The following is an 18,190-nucleotide window of genomic DNA, read 5'->3' as shown; positions in this document are numbered from 1 at the left end:
TCAATGTTTCATTCCCTGAATAACGGATCGCTCAACTGCACGTTGAGGTATTTTCTGCGCCTTACCGTCCGCGCTCATCGCGTCGCGGTACTCGCTGTAATAGCGCTGCGCTTCGTCTTTGCGATCAAGGCGCCAGAGTGAGTCGGCGATGTTCAACATCAGTACCGTGCGTTTGCCGACGGCCTCAACGCCTCGATAAAACTTCAATGCAAGTTCATCGTTACCGCCCTCGGCCAGGTAGAAGGCTAGGTCGTTGAGAGCTTGAACATTGCGCGCCGGTGGGTGACAAGCCATATAGGCGTCTGGACTTATAGTGCGAAGATTGAATTCGAGTTCTTCCACGCGAGATTGCGGCACCTCAATACTTGCGACTCGATTCAACAAATCCTTTGGAGACGGTGTCGTCAAGGCAAGGTCAAGAACTTCCCCTTCACCGGAGGTCCATCGATTGCCCTCCCACTTGCCGTAGCAAAACGTGGCTGCGTGCTGACTCAGTACGCAACCGGTCTCCATCGAAACGACACCGCAACCAGTCTCCTCTGTTGGAATTTCTTCAGCCTCTTGACCAATGACAACGCCATACAGAGTCTGAAGAAGCAGCACTGTTTTTTTGTCAGGGCTTAGCCAACTGTCATGCGTTTCGGTACCAACGTCGGAAACATAGAGTGGGAAAGTCTTGCCATTCGCGGTAAACGAGGCGATCGCCAACTCCGCAGCAGGCCTGCTCCATTTCTTATCCTTCAGCGTCAACATGTGCCCGCCAACCCCGACGATCTGAATGCTCTCAGCCAAGGCATTGGCGGAAGCGAAGAGGCTGATGACAATCATCACCCACTTAAGGCTGCCCGCGAGTAGACGGTTCATCCACTCATTCCTCATCAATCGACGGTGATTCCACGTCGGTCATGCCAAGCAGCCGGAACTCGTTGTTCACGAATTCGTAGTACCGATCCCGGTTACGGTTTTCCAGAGGATTTCCTTGGGCATCTTCTTCGCCATCGAGCGTGACGCCGGAAATGATGATCAAGCGACTATCGGGCAGGTACGTCGTGTCGAAAGTGCTGCCGTCGTAGGCATTCGGAAGACCACCAACGACATCACCGGTCTGGGCGTCCAGCACTTCGCCACAAATGGCGCCGCCGCCACAGCCGAACCTGTACAGGATGTAATGGCCGGCGAAGTTGACCTTGCCTTGTAGGGCCTTCGCCCGGGTGCTGTCCATGACCGCGTTGCTTTGCTCTTGCTGCACCGGCTCATGGTTGGGGCCGCTGAAAACGGGGGTGACGGCGTAATCCTTGAAGTCGGGATCAGCGGCGAATGCGATGGAAGTGGCAGCTGACAGCAAGCTGCCGAGAACAATCGAAAATCCTTTCACGCTGTAACTCCATCTCTGACATTCATCGTCTGGGTATTCATTCGAAGGCGATGCTGCGCACCGCTGTTTTGATTTGTTCAAATCCTTCGGTGCTGATCGCCAACGGTTTGGCCGAGCCTGATTCCGCCGAGCCGATCAGCACGTCTTTACCCCGCAGCAGGCAAAAAGCGACGCGGGTAATGTGCCGTCGTGACTTGTCGTGGAAGCCGAAGATGAACCCTGAAGAAGCCTCCCCAGCCCATTGCTCGAAGGTGTAGGTGCTCCCGCGACCCGCCAACTCGTTGGGCACCCAACCGTGATCAGTGAGGGTCGCCGGGCACCTTCGGTCGTTGTCATCACGCAGGACTTGCACCGCAAACGCATCGTCTTCCGGAGGTTTCCAGGCGGTGAGGCGGGAAAAGAATTCCGTACTTTCACACATCAAACCAAACCACGGCTGGCTCAGGTTGGAGGGTTTCTCGAAGTGCCAATCGGAGCCACTCGACGTTGGCGCTTGCCACAAGCGAGGCGCGCTGGACGATTTGGGCAACTGTTTGGCTGCCACGAAGACCGGATAGAAATCATCGAACGTCAACCATTGGTCTTGCAGCAGCGGCATTGAGAACCGACATGACTCCATGTCTACAACTGCCGCCGCCGGGCCGTGAAGGACCTGTGACTGACCCATTGAATTGCCGACTATCACGGCATCGGCGGCATGGCCCACCTGAGCAAGCACGAGCAAACCAGACATCAACCCATGGAAGTATCGGGCGTTCACTTCACATCCTTCGAATTCATCAATTCCAGCTCACCATCCCGATACAACACTTCGCACCCGATCCACGCCAGATCCACCTGCGGCATCACCGCCGAAGGCTTGCGCAGTTCCCGCAACAACGTCGAACCATGCGACAACCGCCCGCCCATCCGCGCAATCACCGCCCGCGCGGCCTGATAGTGCGCGTGGCGCCCGGGATCGAGGGTGTCTTCCAGCAAGATGTCTTCGCCAAGAATGCCCCTCACCTGCCCCGGGTAAATCATGAATCCGGTGGCCTGTTCGGCACCTTCGCGGCCGTCCTGCCAGAAGCTGCCGTCGCGCGTGCGGATGTCCGGGTGCGGCGCAAACCAGTGTTCGCGATCCGCCAGCGGCATGGCGTGATGCAGGCGGAAGAAGATGCGCATCAGGTTGTCGCGATACCACTCGCGCACTTGCAGGTAGTAACCACGCAGGCCCGGCAGGCCGGTCGAATGCGCGAGGCGAATCAGCCCTGACCATTGCGGGAAGGCCTGTAATGGCAACGCGCTCGATACGGGTCGAGGTGTGGCCGGATCGGTCTCCCATGGCAGTCGATGGGGGCTGTTTTCCAGGTTGTCGTAAGCGGTGGGTGGTCGGCCAAGCCAGTCCCCGCCGCTGCTGGCCAGCGCCGTGGCGATGCACAGATTGCCCTGTACCACGAACACATAGAACCGGGTAAACCAGTCGGCGAGTTGTTGCCCGTCCGCACCCTGGGCGACGAGGTCCGTCAGCTCCCGGTCGAAGCGCTGCAAGCCGTGCTCAAGGCTCAGCAAATGCCCGCGAGCGATACGCTGCATGCGCAGAAACAATGGCAGCGAACGCAACATCCGCAGCGGTCGCCACGGCAGATGCGGAGTCGCGCCGCCGACTTCACCTGCATAGTTGCTGGCGCTGATGCCCCAGTCGGCCAAGCGTGCGAGAAACAGGTCGTTGTTGATGTAGGACGCGCCGCCAAATACCGCCGTGAACGGCTCGTTGTCCTGCAACACCCGCGCATCCCAACGGGCCATGATCGCCGGAATACTCGCGGCGGCCCGGCGCTGGGCGTACTCCACCAGCACACTGGGTTGCGGCGGCAAGATCTCGGCGATGTTGGCGGCCGTCAGGTGCCGGCGCCAGCCGTAGTCGCTGATCGGCCGATATTGCAGCAGCCACAGTTGCGAACCGTCCCAGGCCCATTCGACATCGCCGGGCACATAGTGAAACACCCGCAAGACATCCTGGAGAAAGCGCCACAGCACGTCTTCGGTCAAACCGTGGGCGGTCGTGAACGTGCCGGTGCGCCAGGCATCGCCGAGCCGCGAAAGCGTCGCTCGTTCCGGGCTGATCTGACCATCGGCAAGGGACTCAAGATGACCTTCAACCCATTCGAGTTCCACCGACAGATGACGCACAAACGCGATGCCCGACACCTGCGGCGTGATGAAGCGCTGCACCACCACTTCCTCGACACCTTCGGTTGTCAGCTCGGCGATACGTGCCGGCACGTTGGCGGCCGGCTCGCGCAGGTAGGTCGTGCTCAAACCGGCATTCGCCGAGTCGGCCTGATCTTCGCCATAACTGGAGGAGCGCACCGCCCAGATCGTCTGTGGTTGGCGGGCGAGGAAGGTCGGTAGTCGCGGGTCGTTGCAATCATTGAGGGTCAGCGCCGCCGGCACCGGTTGCCGGGCCAGTTCCGCCAGACGCAAACGCCCGCCCTTGGTGTGCGCGACAAACCCGCGTTCGCCTGACTCCAGCCACTGCGCAAACTGCGCGGGCGCGTCGATCCACGGGTAATGGCCCCAACCGGGTTGAAGGCTGATGGTCAGATCTGCACGCGCAAGAATCGCTGACCACGCGGCGGCTTGCTCGATGCCGAGCACCTTGTCCTGATCACCCCAGACCAGTTGGACCGGGTCGGTGATCCACTCCAGCAATGGCAGCGCGGTGTCGGCACGGATCAGATCCCAGTGCGGCACAAACGCACGGCAACGCGCATAACCGGCGCCCATGCGCTGGTACTGCGCGGGTGTCCAGGTCTGGTTGGAGAACTTGCGGGCGAACAGCGTGGGTTTGTTCGACAGCAGCCAGTGAATGGACTTGCGGATCGGCAGCGGTGACATCAACGCCGGCAATCGGCGCTGCCACAAAAAGGCGCCCACCGGCGCCAACAGAACACTACGAGAAAAGTACCCGGGCCGACGTTGCAGCGCATGCAGCACCAGCAACGCGTTGACCCCGACGGCCATGATCGCGCTGCCTTTTTGCGTCATCGCCAACAAGGTTTGGGCGTAAGCCGCCAGATCCTCGCAGGGCGGCTGCGGGTTGGCGCCGAAGCCCGGCAGCTCCAGCGGCACCACGTCGTAACGCTGAAAATGCGGCAGCGCGTCATTCCACCAATCGGCGGCGCTGCCGTTGCCGGCCAGCAGGTACATCAGAGGCTTGCTCATGGGCGATCCTCAGGCCAGATCGCGCAGAGCGGCGTCGAGGGTCGGATAGCGAAACTCGTAACCTGCCTCACTCAAACGCCGCGGCACCACACGCTGACCGTCAAAGAACAGCTGAGCCATTTCACCGACCAACGCACGCACGGGCGCTGCAGGAATGTGGAACCACACCGGGCGCTTGAGGACTTTGCCGACGCTCTCGGCGAAGGCTGCCTGACTGACGGTTTCAGGCGCGACCATGTTGTAGGTGCCGCGCAAATTTTCATCGTGGAAGGATCGAGCGATCACCTGAATCACATCGTCGCGATGCACCCAGCTCATGATCTGCTGACCATCACCCATGCGCCCGCCGAAACCCAGGCGAAACGGAATCAGCAACGGCAGCAGCGCACCGCCCGGACCAAACACCACGCCGAGGCGCAGCACCACCTGACGCACGCCAAACTGCGTGGCGGGTTGCGCCGAAGCCTCCCAACGCGCACAGAGCTCGGCCATGAAACCGTCGCCCTTGCTGGCTTGTTCATCGAGGCTTTCGCTGGCATCGCGCACGCCGTAAAAACCGATGGCCGAGGCCTGAATCCACAGCGCCGGTTTGTGCCTGGCGTTTTTCAGCCAGGTCATCAACGCTTCAGTGGTGTTGACCCGACTGGCGAGCAATTGCGCCTGCCGCTCGGGGCTCCAGCGTGGACCGGCGACCGGTGCGCCGGCGAGGTTGATCACTACGTCGAAGGGTTCGTCACGGCCGAGTTCGCTCAACGACCGTACACAGCGGACGCGACCGTCGAACAGGTTCGCCGCTTTCAGCGGATCACGCGCCAACACGCTGACGGTGTGGCCGGCATCGAGTAATTGATTGACTACGGCTTCACCGATAAACCCGGTGCCACCGGTGATCAGCACACGCTTGTAGGCGCCGCCGACAAAGGGGTTGGACTTGCTCACGGTCCTTTCTGGTGGGGATTTTCGACGATCATGGCGCAGCAACCAGACCAGCGGCGGCAACAGCACCAGCAGCGCAAAACCGTCGAGCCACAGATGCGACCAGACCTGTTGTTGCGCTGAAAGCCACATGTCCTGAGGCGCCCATAACAGCACGCCCGCCATCAACCAGCCCCACACACTTGATGATTTCAGGCGATTGCCCAAATGCACCAGCGCGAGCATGTACAGCGAATAACTTTGCAGCGTCGCGCCGAACAGTGCGAGCCACCAGACCTGCAGCTCTTGACCGGCGGCAGGGACCGCATCGGCGCCCCAGAACGCGAGTTCGAGGGTGTGCAAATAGCCGTCGAGTAATCCGGAATGACCGGCCCAGGTCAGCGTGAGACCGGCGAGCACATGCACGATTGCCGCGGCGTACAGCCAAAGCACCATCACGGGGCGAAGAGAGAAAGAGGGGGCTGGCATTCCGTGTCCTGAGCGCGTTCCTTGAGGGCGGGGAGTTTAAAGGAGACAGGAAGAATACAACCCGTCTCCTTCCAACTTACTTCAATGCTTTGATGGTTGGATCTTGATAGCTTGAGTCAATTTTAATACCCGCCTTTTCCGCCTTGTCTTCTCGGGACTTCCGAATAGCAGCATATTCTTTCATCTTGGCTGGCAGCAGCTCTTTCCAACGCTTTTTATCTTCAGCCTCGGTGAAAGCAGCACTCCAGTATTCACGCTCGGTGGTGAAGCTCAAACTTACCAAATACGTTCCGCGCTCATCAGGAGCAGCATCAGAGTCTCGCCGCCATGCTTGCAACGTAAGATGATTGCCATCCTTATAAAAATGCCAATTGTAGAATTTACCGACTTTCAACCATCGCTCATGATCCAGATTATAGTTCGGATCCAGCCACGGATGACTTAATACGCTATCACCCATGACTTCATCAGCTGAATTAATCTTGCCAATTTGACTACCGGAAATTCTAGGATCAGAAGGTGCGTAATAGTGTACCCAGCCCGCCTTCTTTATATCTTTTATGAGATCGTATAGAAACGCTCGATACTCATCATGCTTGCTTCCATCCGGGAGACTCCGAACTGATAAGTCGAGGTTCTCCACAGTAGTGCCTACCTCACCATCTACTGCAGTACTGACACTCGCAACCTGGTCTAGACGCAGAGATTTATTCACCTCGACTGATGGAAGGTCTTCATCACCGAATGACTTTTTAACTTTATACCAGCACATATCCACATCAGAAATGCACTCTTTTGAAAAAGACACAGGAGAACTAGAAAGTAGATTGCTTATCTCCTCACCAATCTCAACATTGATTAACTGGGTTTTGTTTGCCATGGAAACAGTCCCTACTTTGTCTGAGTCACCGCATGCAGCGAGCAATAAAAAAATCAACAACCCGTAAAATTTCATTTTCGGCTTTTCCAGGTAGAAATCGTCTCTATTTGCTGCTCCATATAATCTTTCTTTTGCCCCATCATTTTATGGTATTGCTTTGCAATTTCCAGAATAAACTCCATTCGATCAGATTCGTTAAACAAGTCCCCTTTAGTCATCTGAACCCGCAACTCCTTATTGTTTACATCACAGGCAGAACTGAAAGAAGCAACCCGCAACGGTACAAACGGCGCACCCTCAGCGGCAGCTTGTGTCTGCAGAACTTTCTGAAACAAAAAGCCGTTATAGATAAGCGGTTGAAGAATTCTTCTTTGTTCATGATCAGCAATTGCCAATAGTGATTGCTGTTGAATATTTCGTTTCGCAACCGGATCAGATGTCGTCTCGGATTTTTTTATGAGGTTGAAGCCTGCAGTGATGTCAGGAGTCAGTCCCAGATTTTTCAGAACAGGTAGTGCTTTATCCGCCCAAGGCAACTCATCGATATTCATCTGAACTTGCGCATCGCAGCTCTTCGCGTTTCGCTTCGGGGCACAGTCATTAAATTGCTCCGGATATTTTTTATAGAACCAATGCCAGACAAAAATATCCTGAAACAGCCAAAAGTTGCCCATGCCGAGGCCATTTTTGCCTATTTTGTAGGGGATCTGAAATGGCAACGGCACTATGCCTGTCAGGTACGGTTCCGAAGGAATGTAATCGAGACCACACATGACTTGCTTGCTCGCGAAAGCTGCCAATCCCATCCAGTAAAAGCGTCCCTTCAAGTCAGGTTTGCCGTCCTCACCACGCTCTAGATAAAACTCAGCATAGGCTGCTGCAATGCGCGCGGCTCGCGCGCTGAAGTCACCCACCAATACCATTTTGCTCGACGAAGAAAACCAGCTCTTTTCTGAGACACTCAGTCGGCTGATAGCCTCTTGCTGCCCCATCGTCCATAGCTTGTCGCATTTCAACGTGATGTCTTGAACGGAGCAGCTTTGGTTATTGGTTTTGAATGTAGCAACGGGTGCGCTCATTTATTTCTACTCGCTTCGTAATCGTCGGAGCCTTCCGGCACGATGAGTTCGTCCCACATCAGATGGACCTCAGCGGTTTCCTCGCTGTCAGTCACCACACGCGGATGCAGACCATCTGCGTTGCTTTTGGAGATTTTAGGAGCGACCGACGAAGGGACAATAATCGCTGCCTTCACAGACTTTATGGGTTGACCGAGCCCGGTCACAAAACGGATTTGTTCGTCATACTTCGGACTATTGGCAGTACCAGACTTCAGTGTGTTCCCCGCCCTAGCCTGATCCGCAATCAGCGGAATGACCGGTGCCAGAATGCCAATCCCCGTACCGCTTCCCGCCGAGCCTCCGGCATTGATCTTCACCACCGGTCCAACCACCGTCACACCACCGCCATCGAGCTTGATAAAGCTCCCACCGCCCAGAATGGTCAGTTCGGTGCCAGCCTCAATCACCATCTTGTCGCCAGACTTCAGGTGGATCTCTTTCCCCACACTGGTCAACTGGGCGGTACCGAGCTTGATGTGCTGGCTTTCTCCTACCGTCAGGTGATCGTCGGCTTTCGCTTCGATCTTGCGGTCGCTTATGGTGGTGCGGTGTTCTTCTGCCTTGAGCTCGGTGTAGCTGTTCTTCACCACCGTGTCGTGACGTTCATTCCCGACGCGAATCTTCTGGTCGTGCTCAACGTTTTCATCCCAGTCCCGCTGGGCGTGGATGAATATCTGTTCGGCGCCTTTTTTGTCTTCGATGCGCAGTTCGTTGTAGCCACCGCCGCCCGGGGAGCTGAGGGTTTTGAAGACGCTGCGGGTTTTGTTTGCCGGCAAGGCGTACGGCACCGGGTTTTCCTTGTGGTACAGGCAGCCGGTGACCAGCGGTTGATCGGGGTCGCCTTCGAGGAAGGTGACGAGGACTTCCATGCCGATGCGCGGGATGGAGATGGCGCCGTAGCGGTCGCCGGCCCAGGAGCTGGAGACGCGCAGCCAGCAGCTGGTTTTGTCGTCGGCCAGGCCTTCGCGGTCCCAGTGGAATTGCACTTTGATGCGGCCGTATTGGTCGCAGTGGATTTCTTCGCCTTTGGGGCCGGTGACCATCGCGGTCTGGCTGCCGAGCACGCGGGGTTTCGGGTGTTCGAGCGCGGGGCGGTAGAACACGTCCCACGGGGTGGCGAGGAAGCGGTTGCGGTAGCCCTGGTGGAAGTCGTCCTTGTTGTCGGTGGTGTCGCTGGTCACCGATTCTTCGAGGACTTGCGGCTGTTTGCCTTCGTGGAAAATTTCGGTGAGCAGCCACAGGTCGTTCCACTCGCTGCGCGGGTGGTCGGACATTTCCATGAAGTGGCCGCTGACGAGTCTGGTCTGGTCACCGCGACCTTCGGCCTGGCGGTAGTCGGCACGGTGGCGTTCGAGGGCGCGCTGGCTGAGGAACTTGCCGCGCGCGCGGTCGATGAAACGGCCGGGGTAGTCGTAGTCTTCGAGATCCGGTTCAGTGCTCTCGCCGTCCGGTTTGTACGCCGCCTCCATTTGCAGGCGCGGTTTCTCGAAATCGTAGTCGCGGCGGGTGGTGCGGCTGGTGCGGGTTTCCAGACGCAGCTTGAAGCCTTTGATCACCGGTTCTTCGGCGACCATGCCGCTGCCCTGTACATACGCGGTCGGTTGGCCGAGGTTCGGAAACACGGTCTGGTCATCGCCGAACACCAGCAGATGACCTTTCTTGCTGTGCTGGAAGTGGTAGTGAATCCCCTCTTCTTCGCACAGGCGCTGGACGAAGTGCAGATCGGTTTCGTCGTACTGCACGCAGTAGTCGCGGTCCGGGCACGGCTGGCTCAACTGAAAGCTGTAGGCGTTGCCCTTGATGCCGTGCTCGTCGAGGATCAGTGCGATGATTTTCGGCGCCGACATCTGCTGGTAGATGCGCTGGTTGGTGCGGTGATGCAGGTATTGCAGCTGCGGCACCAGCGAGACTTTGTAGCGGGTCAGGCGCTTGCCGGCATCGCCCTGGGCCACGCGGTAGATCTGGCCGTGGATACCCGAGCCCTGCGGATCGAGGGCGAGGAAGGCCTGTTTGTGCAGGAGCTTTTCCAGGTCCAGATCCGGGTTTTCGCTGACCAGTTCGATGTCGAAACGGAACGGCTGGCTGATGCCTTCGGTGCCGGTGAACGACAGGACTTGCAGGTCGCCTACGTAATCTTCAACGGTCAGGCTGAAGTGCGTTTCGTTAGCTGGGTTGAACATAAAGTGCTCCCTGTTCGAATGTCATCCGTTACGCCCGCAGTCGCAAACGCTGCAGCCAGGACGAAGTGGCGCCCAAGGCGTCACGCAATTGTTCGGCAGAAATGTTGCGCTCTGCCGCGTCAAAGGCCAGCGCGGTGCGCAGCGCGGGCCAGCAGTGTGTCGGTAGATTTGCCGGGGCTTGCAGCTCGCGCTCCAGGTGTTCGTCACGGGCCTGGGTCGAGGGCAAGCGGCGGAACGGGTGTTTGCCGCCCGCCAGTTCATAGATCACGCAGGCCACGCCGTACACGTCCGCGCTGGCCGACAGCGGTTGGCCCTCAAGCAGTTCGGGGGCGGCGTAGCCCGGTGTCCAGGCGTTGAAGCGCTCGCGGCTCAGGTGCGGCAGGCCGGGCAGGATGCCCTCCTCGGCTTGCCCGAGACCGAAGTCGAACAGGCGCACGCCGTCTTCGCTGAGCATGACGTTGCTCGGCTTCATGTCACCGTGCAGCACGCCGCGACGGTGGGCGTAGGCCAGCGCGTCGAGCAGCGGCAGCGCGATGTCGCGCAGTTCTTTCCACGGCAGGCCCAGCGGCCGCTCGCAGAGCAGTTTGTCCAGAGTCAGGCCACGCATGAGTTCCATGGTGATGAAGGCCCGCTGGCAATCGGTGTCGACTTCGAACGTGTGCGGTCGCAGCACGTTGTCGTGGCGCAGGCGTCGGGTCAGGGCAAACTCGCTGTAGAGCAAGGCACTGGCGTCCGGCGACTCGGCAAATTCTTCGCTGAGGATTTTCAGCGCAATGTAAGGATCGGGATCGCCGAACTGCTCGTGCAGCAGATCCCGGGCCCGGTAAACCGCTCCCATGCCACCGGCCCCGAGCAGACGCTCGAGGTGGTAGCGGCCTGCCAGAACATCCGGCAGTGCGCCGACGCTGGCCTTGGTCGGCGCCAGCGCGGGTTCGGCATTATGTTGCTTGGCGAAGGCGAAATAAGTCAGGTTGTTGGCCTGCTCTTCGCTCATCAGCAAGTCGTCGACTGAGGATTCGATTTCAGTCATTGGCGGATCACCACGGCCGTCAGGTTGTCGCGAGCGGCACCCCGCAGGGCGCCGTCGAACAGACGTTCCAGCGCCACGTGTGGCGCCGCCAGGCTGAGAGCATTGCCGAGGGCATCGCTGCTCAGGCCTTGATACAAACCATCGCTGCACAGCAAGAACACATCACCGGGATAGACCTCGAGTTCCAGCACATCCAGGGTCAACTGTTCCGCCGCGCCGACCGCCCGGGTCAGGGCCTGGGCCGCCGGGTGCGCCGCTGCCTGTTCGACGCTCATCTGCTGTTCGTCGATCAGTTGTTGCTGCAGCGAGTGATCCTTCGACAGCTGATATAACCGCTGCCCGCGCCACATGTAGCAACGGCTGTCGCCGGCCCAGATGCAGGCCGCGCGATTGCCGTCCACCAGCAGCGCCACGACGGTGCTGCCCATGATGCTGTCGTGGCGCCCGGCGGTGACGGTCAACTCCTGCCCCAGGCGCCGGTTCAGCCAGTGCAGGCACTGGCGGATGGCTTTGAGGCGTTCGTCGAAATCTTCGTGCTGCGGCAGTTCAGCCAGGCTGGCGACGATCAACTGGCTGGCGATGTCGCCACCCTGATGACCGCCCATGCCGTCCGCGACCACCCACAGCCCATGCTGCGGGGTGTCGAGGAAGGCATCTTCGTTGCGCGACCGCACCTTGCCCGGGTCGGTTCGCGCCGCGCTGCGCCAGGGACTGGCCACCAGCATCAGAGCTGCACCGGCATACGGAAGGTACGCATTACGCCCATGTCGAACGGGTTCGGCGTGCGCTGGCTGGTCAGCAGGTAGTTGGCGCGCAGGCCACCCACATCGGCTTTCAGCACCAGCACGTCGCGACCGGTCAGGTACTCCGTCTGCATCAGGTCGAACAGACGGAACAGCGACCACGGGCCGGAGTTCTTCTCGATGCCGATCGGGCGCCCGGCCATCTTGTCCATGACCAGGCTGGTGCGACCGTCTTCAGCATCGGTCGGCCACTTGAAGGTCATGGGCAGGATCGGACCGTGGCGGTATTCCATGGTCTTGTCACCGAACTTGAACTCGGAACGGCTGACGGCCGGATCGAGGGTGTACGGCTCCAGCTTGAACTGCACGGTCGGCTCGGCCGGATTGATCGAGAAGAAGCTCTGACGGATGTTCAGGGCCGCCGCCATCTGATCGAGGAAGACCTTGGACACCGGCAGGCTGCGGCCGTCGACGCTGCGCATCCGGTAGTTGCCCGGATCACCGCTGACGAACGGACGCATGTAGCTGTCGAAGAAGCGGTCGATGGTGCCTTGAGCCCGGAAAAACTCGCGGAAATCGCTGATCGCCACATCGCTGGTGCTCGAGGCGCTGAACGGGTAACGCTTGTTGATGGTCTTGCCATACACGCTGTACAGCTCGTTCTGATAACGGCCGTTCAGGTACTGGTAGGCATCGTTGAGCACCAGGCGCCACGAGTCCTCAGCCAGCACGTTGAACCACACGCTCAACGGACGCGGCAGACGACCCGATGCATTGCGCAGGTTGGTCAGCGCATCACGCTGGCCGCTCATGCGGGTCTTGGCCAGTTCGAACGCGGCCTGCTCCGGCGTGCTGGAACGGGCGAGGCCCGCCAGTTGCAGTTGCAGGTCGTTGAGCGCGGTGAAGGCCGGGGTCAGGTCAGCGGCCGGGCCGTTGTTGTCGTCGAGCAACTTGTGCAGCGGCTCGAAGCGACGTTGCAGGGACTTCTTGGCGGTGTCCGGCAGGTTCTTCGCCACGTTCAGGGCCGAGGCCTTATCCGCTGCCGCCGCGGCGAGTTTGCCCACCTTGCCCAGTTTGCCTTTCTGTCCGGCCAGCGCATCAGCCGCGTCACCCGCCTCGTCCACCGGATCGGCAGCGGCCGGGAAGCGGGTGTTCTCGCGCACTTCGGTCAGCAGCGCCAGCACCGGCGAGTTGGCCGAGGTCAGGCCCGCCAGTTGCTCGGCGCCTTCACCGGCATCGCTGATCGGCGGCAGTGCTACCTGGCCAACGGCCTCGCTCCAGTAGTTGGCGTAGTCGCGGAAGTACAGTTGCTCCAGCTCGACCATCAGGCGACGCAAGTCCATGTCGCTGATGCCGGCGCCTTCGCCCAGCACCCAGTTGTCACGCAGGATGTCGGTCACCAGCGATGCGCCTTGGACCGAGAAATACTGCTGATAGCCGGTCTGGGTGTAGAAGCCCGGAATCACGTATTCAGTGCCAATGAACAGCGAGCCCTGCGGCCCGAGGTGCTGGCTGAAACGGTAATCCGGCAGGTTGCGCGCCTGCTCGCGGAGCATGCGGTAAACCACGGTCGCCAGCGACTCGCTACGTAGGATCTGACGCGCCTGGGCCACCAGTTGCTCGTTGAGCGGATAGATAAACGGCTGCTGCAACAGACGCTCAAGGTGCGTGTTCAGACCGTTCTGCACCGCAGTGTTGCCGGTGTAGCGCTGCGACCAGTCAGCCGCGATCCAGTCCTTGAGCCATGCCGCGTCACGACGATCCTTCATGTTCAACATCAGGTACGCGCGCAGGCTGTTGATCAGCTTTTCGCGGTCCTTCATGTTGGCGCGGATCTGGCCTTCAAGCATCGTTGCAACGCGCGGCAGCAGTTGCTTTTCGAGCTCGTGCTCGTAAGCCTCCTTGACCACCGGATTGACGTCCTGGCCCTGATACAGACCCATCCGCTCGTGGTACGCCGCGTCGCCTTTTTTCGGGAACACCTGGGTGGCAGCGTAGCTGGTGTCGAGGGTTTTCAGCGCGCCCATCGCGTCATCGCGCGGCGACAGTGCCGTGCGTTGCTGGGTCCAGTTCTGCGCCAGGTTGCGCAGGTTTTCCAGACGCTCGTAGTTGGCCGAGAATCCACCGGCCCAGAGCATGCCGAACAGAACCAGAGCACCCAGCGCGCCGACGTACAACGCACGCTGGCCCCAGTGGATGCGGCTGCGTTCGCGCTTGTCCAGACCGGCCAGATCGGCCTCCGGGAAAATCACCCGGCTGAGCAAATGATGGATGAAACGCGAACGACCGCTGCGCAGTGTCGGCAACACGCCGGCGCTCATGCCCAGACTCGCGCCGATGCCGGCGGTGGTCGAATCCATTTCCTGAGTCAGGTGCGGTGCGCTGGTCAGGTAGAAACCACGCAGTTGTGTCGCACGCTGGTAGCGGTTGCCGGTGAACGCCATATCGACGAGCAGGCACAGACGCTCGCCGATCTGGCCCATCTGGTGCGGGAAGTCGAGGATGCGGCCACGGCGCTGGGTGTCGCGCTCGGAGTGCATGCGCATGATCACCTGGCTGTTGAGGCGACGCAGCAGCTCTTCGAACTCGTTGCGCAGCACCGTCACGTCGGTGCCGACCTGATCCTTGCGGAAACTGGTACCCAGCACCTGATCGCTTTCTTCGCGAGTCAGTTGGTCGAAGAACTCGTCGAAGCCCAGCAGCTTGTCGGCCTTGCTCAGCACCAGATACACCGGCACATCGACGTGCAGCTTCTGATAGACGTCTTGCAGACGCGCACGCACCTGGCGGGCCAGGGTTTCGATGTCCTGTTCGCTGCCACCGGTCAGGGTTTCCACCGGAATGGTCACCAGCACGCCGTTCAGCGGACGACCGCGACGACGCTTGCGCAACAGTTCCAGCAAGGTGGTCCAGGCGCTGCCGTCGACTTCCGCATCCGGCTGGGTCAGGTAGCGGCCGGCGGTGTCGATCAGCACACCGTGGTCGGCGAAGTACCAGTCGCAATGACGGGTGCCGTGAGTGTCGCGGGTCAGCTTGCGGTCGATCTTGTTGATCGGGAATTCCAGCCCGGAGAAGTCCAGCAGGCTGGTCTTGCCGCTGGCCTGCGGGCCGATCAGCAAGTACCACGGCAAGTCATTGCGCCAGCGCTCGCTGCGGCCGCGGTACAGGCTCGAAGTCTTGAGGGTTTTCAGGGCGTCCTTGAAACGCTCTTTCAACTCTTTCTGCTCTTCGTCGATCAACTCTTCGCGGCGGATACGGTCCTGGCCGTCTTCGGTTTCTTCGACGGCTTTCTTGCGGATCCCGGCGCGCCAGCTGACGAAGACCATGGTCAGGCCCCAGATCAGGAACAGCACGCTGATGGTCAGCAGACGCGAGGTCGCGCTTTCCCAGAACTTGTAGTCATCCACTGCCAACAACGGGCCGACGAACCACACCAGCAGCGCCACGAACAGCACCAGCAGCAAGGTCCAGACCCAGGTCTGGCGCAGGAAGGCGCCGACTTTCTTGAAAAACTTTTTCATCACACGTCCCTGTTTACGGCTGCGACTGCGGCTGGGCCGCGGCCGGATCAAGCGGCTGATAAGGTTGCAGAACGGTGTCGCGCTGCTCGCCCAAGACCCAGGCGAAGCCCGAATACATCATCACCAGACAGACGAAAGTGAACAGCACCACCATCCACGCCGGCACGATGCGCACCAGATTGCGGCGCTGATCGTTGAGGCCTTCCCACTGCGGCGACAATTCGCGCGGCACATCGCCACGCAACTGACGGATCTGCCGGTACAGGGCGTCGCGGATGCCTTCGAGTTCCAGCATGCCGCGCGCCTGCACGCGGTACTTGCCCTCGAAACCGAGGGACAGGCACAGGTACATCAGCTCCAGCATCGGCAGGTGCTTGACCGGGTTTTTCGACAGCCGATCGAGCAACTGGAAGAACTTCTCGCCACCGAAGGTTTCGTTGTGGAAGCTGCTGAGCAGGCTCATCTGCGACCACTCGCTCTCGTTGCCCCACGGCGTGGTCACGACGGCTTCGTCGACCACGGTGCAGAGCACGTAACGGGCGGCCATCACCTGGCTGCTTTCGGCGCCGTTGTGCAGGGCGCGCACTTCAAACAGCTTGAGCCCGGCGGTCAGGCGCTCGTTGAGCGCGTAGAGGTCTTCGCGGGTTTCGCTGTGTTTGAGGCGCACCACTTCCGACAGCAGCTCGGACGACGCGGCCACCAGCGAATTGAGGCTGATATTGAAGGCCTCCGCCGGGCGCAGGCGCGCGGCGTAGATCATCCGTTCTTCCAGTTGTTCGAAGCGCGGCGGCGCGGCGAAGTCGGTCAGCGGACTCGCCGCAGGGCCATGGCCCTGACGGTCGAGCAGGACGGTTTTGTCGTCCTGGTTGTGTTCCATGTCCTTGATCATGTCGGTCAGTTCCTGATGGCCCAGAATTTCAGTTCAAGCTCGGCGAATTCGCCGGACACGTGGAACGCGAAGCCGCCGGAGCGCTCGAGTTGTGCCAGGTCTTCGGAACTGAGTTCGAGGATGAAATAGGTTTTGTTGGAGTGGAACGCGATCTGCCGCGGGGCCACCGGCAACGGTTTGACCTTGATCCCCGGCAGGTGCAGGTTGACCAGTTGGCGGATGCGCTCCACCGGGCCGACCTTGAGGTGCGCAGGCAAGCGGTTGCGCAGTTCTTCGGAGTCGCAGTTGGCACTGGCTGCCAGCACGAACGACGCCGAGCCCAGCAGTTTGTGGTCGTGCAGCGGCGACACGATGATCCCGTACTGACGCGCTTGCAGGATCAGTTCGATGGCGTGCTGTTCCAGCACCATCGACAGCACCTGACGGATCGACTCCATCAGTTTGCGGAAGCTCGCGCCCTGGTCGGCGTGGGAGTAGCGGCTGTCCAGACGCGGGCGTTTGCTGTCGCTGGAGAACGTCGCCAGATCGCCGAGCATGGTCAGCAGCGTGCGGTACAACTCTTCCGGGTGAACCTGCTCCAGGCCCAGGTAGTGGCGCAGCAGCAGTTCGGTGCGGTTGATCAGTTGCAGCATCATGAAGTCGCCGATTTCCGCGCCGCCGACCTTGCCGTTCGAACGAATGCGCTCGGCAATGGTGTCGCCCCGGTGGCCGAGCATGCTGATCACTTCTTTCAGGCACGACAGCAGGTAGCTGGAGGCGTGGGCCTGAATGTAGGTCGGCACGAAATCCGGATCGAGGCTGATCACGCCGTCCGGCGTGGTGTCGAGCACATCGCAGATCTTCAGCTTCACGTAAGCCTGGTCACTCTGCTGCTCGCCGAGCAACAGCTTGAAGTCCGGGCGGCCGCAACTGACCTGGCTGGCGGAATCATCACCGGCGTTGGAGTCGGCGACTTCGGCGTCATATGCGGTGTAGCGCGCCAGCACATCGGACTGCTCCGGGCGCCGGGCCTCGATGTGGTTACCGGTGACCAGCGGCAGCGCCAGGTAGATCGGCATGTTGCCGGTGTTCGGCGGTACGTCCAGCGCCAGCGGCTCGGTGTTGCCACCGAGTTCGAACAGGCTGCCGTCCGGCAGGATCCCCGAGGCTTCACTGATCACCAGTTTGCCCATGTTGAGGAACTGCAGGTCGATCTCCAGATTCAGGAAACCCCAGGTGTAGCCGCCCAGCAACTGGGTGCGGGTCTTCATCTGGTGATCGTAGTAGCGGTCGTTGTGCTGGAAGTGCTGCGGGCGCAGCAGCATGCCTTCCTGCCAGATGACTTTATGGGTATTCATGGTCAGTCATCCGCCTTGGCGAGCACTTCGTTGGTCTTGCGGATACCGGCCTGATCCAGGGTCAGATCGGCTTCGGTGACTTCCAGCGGTGTGATCGGGAACGTGTGGCGCCATTTGGTTTCCGGCAGGTCACGGTACGCGGCGAGGATGCCGATGAAGCGGCTGCCCTCCTCCACACTGAGTTTCAGCTCCACGGTTTCACCCGGGCGCAGTTCGAGTTCTTCGCTGGCCACCAGATCCGGGTTGAGGGATTCCTTCGCGCGCTCGTAGAGGCTGAAGAAATCGGCGTTCTCGAACGTCACCGGGTGCTTGAGTTCGAACAGGCGCACCACGATCGGCGACGGACGACCGTTGAGGTCCGGGTTCAATTGATCGCTGCCGGTCAGCTTCAGGTTGATCTTGGTCACTTTCGAATACGGCGACAGCGACGAGCAACCGGCGAGCAGCACCAACAGGGTGAGCGCGGTCAGCGTCTTGAAAAAAGCGGTCGAGCGGCGAGACAT

At 60.1% G+C, this 18,190-nt stretch carries 14 protein-coding genes; all 14 read right to left on the bottom strand.

What is annotated here, in order from left to right; all coding sequences use genetic code 11:
- The 14 genes from ACODTD_RS12500 to tssJ all read right to left on the bottom strand — a co-directional run bounded on the left by ACODTD_RS12500 (position 1) and on the right by tssJ (position 18,190).
- Complete coding sequence (locus ACODTD_RS12500; RefSeq protein WP_201819821.1) at positions 1-864, bottom strand: tetratricopeptide repeat protein; 864 nt, start codon at positions 862-864, stop codon at positions 1-3.
- Between the two features lie 4 nt (positions 865-868).
- Positions 869-1,375, bottom strand: coding sequence for a hypothetical protein (locus ACODTD_RS12495; RefSeq protein WP_285354285.1), 507 nt, complete (start codon positions 1,373-1,375; stop codon positions 869-871).
- A gap of 37 nt (positions 1,376-1,412) precedes the next feature.
- Positions 1,413-2,135 carry a hypothetical protein gene (locus ACODTD_RS12490; protein ID WP_285354284.1) on the bottom strand — a complete coding sequence of 241 codons (723 nt, stop codon included), beginning with the start codon at positions 2,133-2,135 and terminating at the stop codon, positions 1,413-1,415.
- The gene (locus tag ACODTD_RS12485) at positions 2,132-4,582 is read right to left on the bottom strand and encodes a PEP-utilizing enzyme (protein WP_489104892.1); all 2,451 of its coding nucleotides are present in this window, start codon (positions 4,580-4,582) and stop codon (positions 2,132-2,134) included. Before ACODTD_RS12485 ends, ACODTD_RS12490 begins: the two co-directional genes overlap by 4 nt.
- A 9-nt stretch (positions 4,583-4,591) precedes the next feature.
- Positions 4,592-5,986 carry a TIGR01777 family oxidoreductase gene (locus ACODTD_RS12480; protein WP_201819817.1) on the bottom strand — a complete coding sequence of 465 codons (1,395 nt, stop codon included), beginning with the start codon at positions 5,984-5,986 and terminating at the stop codon, positions 4,592-4,594.
- A 76-nt stretch (positions 5,987-6,062) separates the two neighbouring features.
- The gene (locus tag ACODTD_RS12475) at positions 6,063-6,866 is read right to left on the bottom strand and encodes a hypothetical protein (RefSeq protein ID WP_285354282.1); all 804 of its coding nucleotides are present in this window, start codon (positions 6,864-6,866) and stop codon (positions 6,063-6,065) included.
- A 71-nt stretch (positions 6,867-6,937) separates the two neighbouring features.
- Entirely contained in the window at positions 6,938-7,945 is a 1,008-nt protein-coding gene (locus tag ACODTD_RS12470) for a DUF2515 family protein (RefSeq protein WP_011336580.1), read from the bottom strand.
- Positions 7,942-10,167: a type VI secretion system Vgr family protein gene (locus ACODTD_RS12465; RefSeq protein WP_011336581.1), complete on the bottom strand. Its 2,226-nt coding sequence runs from the start codon at positions 10,165-10,167 to the stop codon at positions 7,942-7,944. The genes ACODTD_RS12470 and ACODTD_RS12465 overlap by 4 nt, the downstream gene beginning before the upstream one ends.
- A 28-nt stretch (positions 10,168-10,195) precedes the next feature.
- The gene (locus ACODTD_RS12460; RefSeq protein ID WP_011336582.1) at positions 10,196-11,197 is read right to left on the bottom strand and encodes a serine/threonine-protein kinase; all 1,002 of its coding nucleotides are present in this window, start codon (positions 11,195-11,197) and stop codon (positions 10,196-10,198) included.
- Entirely contained in the window at positions 11,194-11,922 is a 729-nt protein-coding gene (locus ACODTD_RS12455; protein ID WP_011336583.1) for a PP2C family protein-serine/threonine phosphatase, read from the bottom strand. The genes ACODTD_RS12460 and ACODTD_RS12455 overlap by 4 nt, the downstream gene beginning before the upstream one ends.
- Positions 11,922-15,461 (bottom strand): type VI secretion system membrane subunit TssM, encoded by a 3,540-nt coding sequence (tssM, locus tag ACODTD_RS12450; protein ID WP_489104891.1) that lies wholly within the window; start codon positions 15,459-15,461, stop codon positions 11,922-11,924. Before tssM ends, ACODTD_RS12455 begins: the two co-directional genes overlap by 1 nt.
- Positions 15,462-15,474: 13 nt before the next feature.
- Positions 15,475-16,350: a type IVB secretion system protein IcmH/DotU gene (gene icmH / locus ACODTD_RS12445; protein WP_011336585.1), complete on the bottom strand. Its 876-nt coding sequence runs from the start codon at positions 16,348-16,350 to the stop codon at positions 15,475-15,477.
- A gap of 5 nt (positions 16,351-16,355) precedes the next feature.
- Positions 16,356-17,687 carry a type VI secretion system baseplate subunit TssK gene (gene tssK / locus ACODTD_RS12440; protein WP_011336586.1) on the bottom strand — a complete coding sequence of 444 codons (1,332 nt, stop codon included), beginning with the start codon at positions 17,685-17,687 and terminating at the stop codon, positions 16,356-16,358.
- A gap of 2 nt (positions 17,688-17,689) precedes the next feature.
- The gene (gene tssJ, locus ACODTD_RS12435) at positions 17,690-18,190 is read right to left on the bottom strand and encodes a type VI secretion system lipoprotein TssJ (RefSeq protein ID WP_011336587.1); all 501 of its coding nucleotides are present in this window, start codon (positions 18,188-18,190) and stop codon (positions 17,690-17,692) included.

This window comes from Pseudomonas sp. FG35, from assembly GCF_057809295.1.
The sequence above is the reverse complement of the archived record's forward strand: the minus strand, read 5'-3'. Positions and strand labels throughout refer to the sequence as shown.